At 67.2% G+C, this 7136-nt stretch carries 5 protein-coding genes; 3 read left to right on the top strand and 2 right to left on the bottom strand.

Translation table 11 applies throughout. The features are described from left to right. Positions 1-1839, bottom strand: a 1839-nt coding sequence (locus FRC96_RS16285; RefSeq protein WP_146975975.1) for a hypothetical protein, incomplete at its 3' end; no start/stop codon positions are given. Beyond that, positions 1839-4412, bottom strand: coding sequence for an ArnT family glycosyltransferase (locus FRC96_RS16280; protein WP_230470345.1), 2574 nt, complete (start codon positions 4410-4412; stop codon positions 1839-1841). The genes FRC96_RS16285 and FRC96_RS16280, both read right to left, overlap by 1 nt. Positions 4413-4704: 292 nt before the next feature. Here FRC96_RS16280 and FRC96_RS16275 point away from each other — a divergent pair, with 292 nt between their 5' ends. From FRC96_RS16275 to FRC96_RS16265, 3 genes are all read left to right on the top strand, one after another. Continuing rightward, the gene (locus FRC96_RS16275; protein WP_146975973.1) at positions 4705-5061 is read left to right on the top strand and encodes a hypothetical protein; all 357 of its coding nucleotides are present in this window, start codon (positions 4705-4707) and stop codon (positions 5059-5061) included. Between the two features lie 174 nt (positions 5062-5235). Beyond that, positions 5236-5799 carry an elongation factor P gene (gene efp, locus FRC96_RS16270; protein WP_146975972.1) on the top strand — a complete coding sequence of 188 codons (564 nt, stop codon included), beginning with the start codon at positions 5236-5238 and terminating at the stop codon, positions 5797-5799. Between the two features lie 208 nt (positions 5800-6007). Next, a partial coding sequence (locus tag FRC96_RS16265; protein ID WP_146975971.1) for a tetratricopeptide repeat protein occupies positions 6008-7136 on the top strand: 1129 nt, incomplete at its 3' end.

Below are 7136 nucleotides of genomic sequence, written 5' to 3'. Positions count from 1 at the left end.
CGGCGTCACCCCGGCCAGCCCCACACAAAAAGCCGCCCACACGCCCACGCGCGCCGGGCCCAGCGCCGCCGGCGCTCCGGGCCACCACCCCCGCAGCCTGCGCCCCAACGCTGGCGATCGACCCCAAAGCACCCAGACCAGTCCGCCCAGCATCAGTGCGTTGAGCAGAAGACCGCCCGCCACCAACACCCCGCGACCGCCCCGAAGATCGATGGCGCGCACCGCGTCGAGCCACCCGAACTCCTCACGCACCGCTGGCGAGACCTCCAGCTCCGCCGGCGAGCCGATGGCGTGGGCTTCGAGGTGGGCGGTGAGGGCGTCTTCGAGCAGGCGCGCCAGGGTGGTGCCCTCAATGCTCATATTAAAGGGGCGCCCCTGGGCCATGGCGAGCTCCTGCACGCCGATGATTTCCTGGAGCTGGGTGCGTGCGCCGGACTCGGTCAGCGTGTTGAGCCAGGCCCGAGCCCCGGGCGCGTTGAGCGCGTCGCTGCCGATCTCCACCGGCGCCTCCCACACAAAGGCTGCGCGCTGCGCCGCCCTCCCGAGCTCGCCAAGGTTCCAGGCGCTGATCGCCAGCAGAGAGACCAGCACCACCACATCGGCCGCCACCCAGCGCCCGCGACCGCGGCCCAACCCCACCACCGCGCCCCCGCCGAGCATCGCCAGCAGGAGCCCCAGACCGATGACCAGGTGCTCGTCGACCTCGTCGACGGCCTCCTCCACCATCGCGCCGGGGCCGGGGCGCGTGAGATGCGCGACGCTCTCTGCCCCCAGCGCGCGCCAGGCCGCCCGCAGCCCCTCGGCGTTGGGCATGGCCTCTTCGGCGCGCTTCAACACCTCGGCCGCGCTCAGCGTGGCGTCGTCTTCGTCGACCACCGGGGCGCCTGCCACGCGGTCCAGCGCCTCGCGCAACCAGATGAACATAAAACTCGCCGCGACCGGGCTGGTGATCGCTTCGGCGCGCACACCGGCGTCGCGCATCGCCTCCAGGCCGCGCCCCATCGCCAGATCGGCGGCCGTCTCCAACCCGAAATAACGAAGTCGGGCGCTGGCGCGCAGAAGATCGTACCAGGGCGCATCGCGCTCGGCGGCCTGCAGGGCGGCGCTTCGGGCCTCCTCCACACGGGCGAGTCGCAGCAGGGCCTCGGCGCGGTAGAGCGCGTAATAGATGTTGGTGCGGTCGAGCTCAGCGCGCGCGCTCATCGCGTCGAGCAGCGCGGCGTCGTCGGGCGCGTCGGCCTCAAGCTCGGGGTCGGGAGCCGCGACGGCGCCGGGCTCCCGGCCGAGCGCCACCTCTTCGCGCCAGAGGGCGTCCTGCATCGCCCCCAGCGTCTGGGGCCAGGACCAGGGGCCGCCGTAGGCCGCGGCGTTGGGAGAAGCGCCGGGGGTGTATCGGAGCGCGGGGGTCGCCCCCCCCTCCAGATGCAGCCGAAGATGGGGCGTCTCACCCTCCCGCACCGCCTCGATCTCACGCAGCGTGGAGGGCAACGCCACGCGTTCGATCACCGCGCGCTGCTGCGCATCGAAAACCAGAAGCTCAGCGCGCACCCCGTAATAATAACGCTCCCCGAGGCGCACCGGCCCCACCGGGCGACGCCCACCCTGGCGCTCACGATAGCGCGTGGGATCCCCATAGAGCGACGGATGCTCAAGCGCCACCTCCTCGCCGCCCCCGACGCAGCGCACCCCCCCCTCGACCGCCTCCAGCACGCAGCTCGCGGGTGCCGCACCAGTCTCACTGGCCCCCTCACCGACCTGCGGCTCAGCCGCCGCCGATGCGGCCCAGAGGACCATCACCACCGCCAGGCAACCCGCGCACACCCGCTGCAAACGCCGCATCAAAACGCCTCGATCTCGATCTCCGCCACCTTCACGCGGTCCTGCCCGTCGTGGCCTTTGCGCGGGCTTACGTCCATGCGGTTGGAGCCCCGGTAAAAGCCCATCCAGATGGTGTAGGTGCCCGGCGTCGAATAACGATCGATGGTCAGGGTGTGCTCGTCACGCACGATGTCGCCGGGCAGCCAGCGGCTGGTGGGGTAGTTGCCGCCCACCGGATCGTGGTCGGCGCCAATGCGGTTTCCGGGCGTGTCGATGTGCACAAAGATCTCCTGCTCGCTCGTCACCCGGCGCAGGCTCTTGAAGTAGAGCGTCATCGTCAGCTCTTCGCCCCAGCTGTAGCGGGGACGCGCGTCGCCCTCGGCAGCTTTGTTGAGCTCGTAGCCTATCAGCTCGATCTGGCGGTTGAACGCCGGCGAGCTCTCCGGGTCGCCCTCCACGGTGATGGGCGTTGCCGAGTCGGGGAGCTCGTCGAGCAGCGCGCCGGCAAGGGGGCTCTGATCCTCTTCGCCCTCCCCGAGCTTGTTGCTGACCAGCACCATTGACGCCGAGCTGTTATCGACCACCACAAGGTCGGCCTTGTGCGCGCGGCGCACATCGGAGTGAACCGCCGCCAGCCTGTCGCGCGGGATCAACGCGAAGAAACGCTCCTCATCATCGAAGCGCGCGTTGAACGCCCGGGCGTGTGCGATCGACTCCAGGCCCCGCAGGTAGAAGTCCGACTCACTGGTGTCATAGCCGTAACGCAGCAGAGGCTCATCATTCTCACGGGCCTCCAGATAACTCGCCACGATCTTGCGGTTGGAGAGGTTGGAGTCCAGGTCGGGCAAAAACACACCGACCACAATCACCGCCCAACTCACCGCGCCCAGCGTCGCCACAAGGAGCAGGCCAGTGTAGCCCTCGGCAAAGGCCGCAAGCCTGGCCAGCTTACCATCTTCGTGGCGGTAAGCCTCGCGCTCGGCGGCGCGCGCCTCACCCGGGCTCATCGACGCGCTCGCATCCGCCGCCGCAGCGCGGGGCTCAGCCACATCAGACGCGCCGTCTTCGCCCTTGCTTCGCCAGGCGCGCCAGGTGCGTTTGACCCATCGCCCAAAGGTCTTGAGGTCGCGCCAGAAGAAGACCGACCAGCTGATCGCCCCGGCAAAATAGGCCGCCAGCAGCGCCACATAGCCGTACTTCCAGAGCTTCAGCGCGCGGCCGTATTCGTAGTCTTCGCCCAGGCCCAGCTCATCCTGACCGGCGGTCACAAGCTCCACCAGTCGCGGCGGGAAACGCTCAATATCTTTGCCGAGCATCATCACGATGAAGATCGCAGAGAGGGCGAGCAGAAGATAAAGCTGCGGCTTAAGCCGAAGTTCGGCCCAGTACTCTCTGTCGGAGAGCGCCCAGGCCACGCCCAGCGCGAGCGGCACAAAGGCCGCGAAGGTGGCGTGACCAAAGCGCCCGGCCACCGCCATCACCACAAACGCAACGGCCGGCCAGAGCATCAGCACCCGGGCCATCAAGGCGGTGGAGGCGTCGGCATCGGAACGCTCCGAGACATCTTCGGCAGGAGCGCTCCCGACCAGGCGCTGGCTCATGTAGCCGTAGCCGGCAAAGGCCAGCGCAAACCAGGGGAAAAAGCCAAAGCCGATCTGACGCAACCACCACCCAAAGCGGCTGGCGAAGTCCACGTCGTCGGCAAAGCCGTGCTGCGTGAGCAGGTAGGCCCAGCCGGTCTGTCCGGCGAGCACCACCAGAGTGAGCATGCCGGCCCCGACCCAGAGGGCGCCGCGCCAGTTCAGAAGCGTTCGGGCCAGCGGGCGGCCGGCCTGCGGGCTGCGCCACTCCAGGAGCACCACCACCAGCGCGGTGAGCGCGGGCACGAGCGCGCCAAAGACGCCGCCCTCCCACACCGAGAGCATCAGCCCCAGCATCCCCACACCGAGCCAACCCAACGCCTGCCGGCTCATCGACGACTCGCCAGGCTGGCGGGGGCGCGCCTCTTCGAGCGCCGCGCCCACAAGGCCAAGCAGTGCCAGCGTGGAGCTGAGCATCATCGCGATCGGGCCCGATACAAAGATCGCGCCCAGGAGCACCGCCGGCGTCGTCGCCAGTATCACTGCGCTGAGCAGCGCAGCCCGCTCCCCCAGATAACGTCGGGTCCACAGGCCCACGCCCACCACGAGCAAAAGCGCCATGAGCATCATCAACGCGCGAACGCCGCGCTCCGCCTGACCGACCTCGCCAGACTCGACCACCGGCTGATCATCAACCGTTTGCGTCAACCACCACAGCCGCAGGCCCGAGAAACGCCCCTCGTCTTCGCCGAGCACCGCCCGGGCGCGCGCGTCGAGCCCCTGGCCCGCAACCTCCGCGCTCGGCTCGTCGCCCTCTTCCGCGTCTTCGCCCTCGTCGGTCGCGTCCGCCGCCGCGTCGGCGTCTTCCGCCACCGAGGCAGGCTCGCTGACCTCAATGGCCAGGCGCAGCGCGCCGGACTCCCAGGGCTCCCAGATCCCTAAGTTTCCCGCGCCCCAGAAGACCAACACCGCGCTCAAGGTCACCACCAGTGCGGCTGCGATTCTCGCCATCATGCTATCCTCATCGCGGCTGCGCGCCGCCTGGTTACGTCGTCGTCTGCGTTGCCTCGCGGCTCCCGGGCGCGACGCTCGCGCGCGCGGCGTGGGGCCGGGGGCGCCGGTGGTATCATAGCGGGCAAGGCTCAAGCAATTGAGGCCCTGCCATCCCCTGCTAATGCGCTGTACAGGCCCCTATTTGACGCGGTAGGCTCTTGACCTTGAACACCGCTCTGTTGGAGAGTTGCCCCGCTGCACCGCCGTAAAAGACCCGCGGCTTCGACCGGGGTTTGCCAGATTTGGAGGTTTCATGTTCAAGCAGAAGTTGACCAGCGTGGTCAACAACGTCGACGGCGCCATCGGCTGCCTGCTCATTGGCTTTGACGGCATCCCCATCGACAGCGTCTACAAAGACGAGGAGCTCCCGCAGATGAGCGCGGTGGCCATTGAGCTGAGCAACCTCCTGGACAAGTTTCGGCGCCTGCAGATCTACGACGTCGGCGAGGTCAACGAGGTCAGCATCACCGCCGGATCGATTACGGCGCTGGCCAAGGTGGTCGCCGAAGAATATCTGCTTATTCTTGCCCTGACCGCTGAGGGAGACGTCAACCGGGGCCAGACGATGTTGCGTCTGATCTCGCCATTTGTTGAGCGCGAGATGCGCTGAGCGAGGGCGCGGCAGCCAGGCCCGCAGCGGGCCAAACCACATGTATTGAAGCATCAGGGGCATGGTTTCGACGCGGCATACGGCGCCGCCGTTGCGCGTCGCGAGCCTGCCCTCCCCCTTATCACCCGACGAGGCCCCGGCCGGGGCACGCCACCTGAATTTTGAGAGCGAGCCATGATCAGCACCCAGGACTTTCGTAAAAACCTTAAGATCGAGATCGATGGTGAGCCCTACGTCATCATCGATTGCCAGCACGTCAAGCCGGGCAAAGGGGTGGCCTTTGTTAAGACCCGCATCAAGAGCCTGATCTCGGGGCGCGTGCTCGACCAGAACTACCGCTCCGGCGATAAGGTCGACCAGCCCAACCTCGAATCGCGCACCATGCAGTACCTCTACCCGGAAGACGCCTTCTACGTCTTTATGGACACCTCGACCTACGAGCAGATCCGTCTGACCAACGACGCGGTCGAAGAGGTGCTCCCCTACCTCAAAGACAACCTTGAGGTGGACATCCTCTTCCACAACGGCAAGCCGATCAGCGTGGAGCCGCCCACCTTTTTGGTGCTGGAAGTCACCCAGACCGATCCCGGCTTTAAGGGCGACACCGCTCAGGGTGCCACCAAGCCGGCGACCCTGGAGACGGGCCTGACCGTGCAGGTGCCTCTCTACATGGAGATCGGTCAGATGGTGAAGGTCGATACGCGCACCGGCGAGTTTGTGGAGCGCGTCAACAAGTAAGCGTTGAAAATAAAGAGCCGGGGTTATGCCTTCTATCCCCGGCTTCGGGCCGGTGAGCACCCGCTCACCGGCCACCTTGACGCTCCCGAAAGGGCCAACGTATCATCGGCCTTTACCCCCCGAAGCCTTTTGAAACTCGCGCCGGGCGGCCGCATTCATTGCCGTCCCGTCCCCCGGCTTCATCGTCTTGCGACGCGCAGGGAACTCCGTGGCGATCAACCGCAACAAAGTGCTCAACGCGGCTCAGAAACACATCCGCAAGGGCAACTGGGATAAAGCTCTCAAGGAGTACATGCTCCTTGCCGACGACGATCCCTCCGATCTGCGCACGCTGCTCAAGTGCGGCGACCTCTACGTCAAGCTCGATCGGATCGATGAGGCGCTCTCGGCCTATAAGACGGTGGCCGATCGCTACGCCCAGCAAGACATGTACGAGAAGGCCATCGCCGTCTACAAGCAGGCCCAGCGCCTCGACGACAGCGACGTGGCCCTGCACCACGCCATCGGGGAGTGCTACTTCCGGCTGGGGCGTCTCAAAGACGCGGTGCGATCCTTCCATCAAGCCCAGCGCATGTACAAAGAGCTGGGCGACGCCGATCGCCAGCGCCAGATGCTCGAGCAGATGGTGCGTATCGACCCCGAAGACGTGGGCCTGCGCATCCAGCTCGCCGAGCGCTACACCCGCGACGGGCTCAACGCTCAGGCGGTCGAGGCGTTTAGCTTCTGCGCCGGCAAGCTCGAAGACGAAGGTCGCCACGATGAGCTCTTGCAGGTGCTGGAGCGCGTGCTCTTCTTGACGCCGCAGCGCCACGACCTGCGCAAGCAGGTGGTGCGCCTGCACCTGGACCGCCGCGACGAGCAAACCGCCCTGCAACATCTTCAGATCCTCTTTCGGGAGACCCCCGAAGATGTGGAGACGCTGGAGCTTCTGGGCAACACCTTTGAGCGCCTCGGACGCGACGATAAGGCGGTGATGGTGCTGCTCTCGCTGCCGCCGCTCTACACCGCGGCGGGCCGGCGCGCCGACGCTGAGAACATCTGGCGGCGCATCGCTCGCCTCGACCCGAACAACGCGCAGGCCAGAGAGGCGCTGGGGCTCTCCCCCTCGACCGAAGACAGCGGTGTGCTGGCCGACGCCCCCTCCACCGACGCGCTGCGCGCTCGCCAGAGCACGCCGCCGCCGGCCGACACCCTCGGCGGGGTGGAGTTCCTCGACGACGACATTGAGTTTCTCGACGACGATCTCGAGGTCGCGCTGGCGCCGGCCACAACCAGCGCGCCTGCGGCGCAGTCGGCCCCGCCGCGCGCGCCAGCCCCCCAAACACCACCCACACATC

Source organism: Lujinxingia vulgaris (genome assembly GCF_007997005.1).
Taxonomy (GTDB): Bacteria; Myxococcota_A; Bradymonadia; order Bradymonadales; family Bradymonadaceae; genus Lujinxingia.
This window is presented reverse-complemented; position numbering and strand designations above follow the sequence as displayed.